Origin of the sequence: Actinoplanes sp. NPDC048791, from assembly GCF_040650095.1 — a bacterium.
Lineage (GTDB): Bacteria > Actinomycetota > Actinomycetes > Mycobacteriales > Micromonosporaceae > Actinoplanes.
The window spans coordinates 1-1,470 of record NZ_JBEZGQ010001532.1 but is presented as its reverse complement, the minus strand read 5'-3'; the positions used below and the strand labels follow the sequence as shown (position 1 = coordinate 1,470).

At 72.2% G+C, this 1,470-nt stretch carries 1 protein-coding gene; it reads right to left on the bottom strand.

Going from position 1 to position 1,470, the window contains the following annotated elements:
• Positions 1-1,274, bottom strand: a 1,274-nt coding sequence (locus AB0C29_RS48160; RefSeq protein WP_360835043.1) for a phthalyl amidase, incomplete at its 3' end; no start/stop codon positions are given.
• Positions 1,275-1,470: the final 196 nt, after the last annotated feature.

Sequence of the window (1,470 nt, the reverse complement as noted above, 5' to 3'; positions counted from 1 at the left end):
GTCACCAGGTCGTCGAAGCCCTGCCGCAGCTCCGCCTGGGTGAAGTCGCAGTGCCCGACGCCCCGGATCGCCCGGGAGACGACCAGCTTCGCCCGGCCGTTCTGCAGGGCGCGGCGGGCGTACACCTGCTCCATCGAGAACGGTACGAACAGGTCACCGATGTCGTGCAGCGAGAGCACCGGCACCGGCGGCCGTCCGTCCACCCGCGGCACGCCGTCCAGGCCCCGGCTCGGGCGGGCGGTCGGCGCCACCCGCAGCACGTCGCGGTTGAGCTGCCACTCGGCCCGGGTGGGCAGGAGCCGGTCGGTGCTGCGGTACAGCGTGAACCGGTTGTCGGTGAGGTTGCCCTCCGCGATGTTGGCGGTGCCGCCGGACAGCCCCGGGTAGAGACCGAAGACGAACGGCAGGTCCGCGGTGGGCGCCGAGGAGGGCGCGGCGTTCCAGTACGCGAACGACGCGGCGAAACCCGGCCGCTCGCCCCCGGTGCGCCGCTCGACGACGTCCGCCCAGGTCCGGCCCGCCTCGGTGAGCACCGGCGGCCGGCCCGTCGTGACGCCCAGAGCCGGCAGGATGCGCTTGACCTGCTCACGCCACCGGTCCGCGAAGCCGGCGTCCGGGGTCAGCGGGAAGTCGATGTCGACACCGGCGAGCGCGGCCGCGGTGACGTTGGAGTCCAGGAAGTAGTCGAACAGCTCGGCGTCGCCCAGCACCCCGCAGACCGGCATCGCGCCGACGAACGAGCGCGGGTGCTCCTCGATGGCGACGGCGGTGATGTGGCCGCCCATCGAGGCGCCGGTCATGTAGACCGACCGGGCGCGCTGGGCGGTGACCTGGCGGAAGAGGCCGATCAGCGCGTACGAGTCGCGGACGCCCTGGCCCACGTCGTAGCCGTTGGTCTGATAGCTGGAGGCGGCCCAGGCGAAGCCCCGGGCGATGTAGTGCGCGCGCAGCGACGGGCTGTCGACGTACACAGTGGTGCCGGTGCCGCGGTAGCCGTGCGCGTAGACCACCAGCTGGCCGTTCCAGGCCTTGGGCACCTCGATCCGGTACGCCGCACCGTCGCGGATACCGGTGTGCACGACGGAGTCCGGCGTGGCGGTGAACGGGGTGCCGTTCGGCTCGCAGGCCGGGTCGGCGACCAGGTAGCCGGGCTGGGTGGTGCTGGCGACGGGCGCGGCGCAGGTGGGCGCGGCAGCCGACGCGGGAGCGGCGAGCACGCCGGCGATCAGGGCCGGCGCGAAGGCGAGCGCAAATTGTTTCCGGCTGATTCTCACAGGGTTACCTCCGAGTAACACTCAAGAACCCCGGCCGGTCGCTGTCAAGGCCGGTGATTTCACCGATGTGTCGCCGTGAGGTCCGGCCGAAGACTGACGCTCGTCGATCCCGTCCCACCCGAGGAGAGTCCGACGAGCAGTCATCCACCATCCCCACCCGGTCCCGGCGGTTCTTCGTCACCGCCGCGGCCACGCA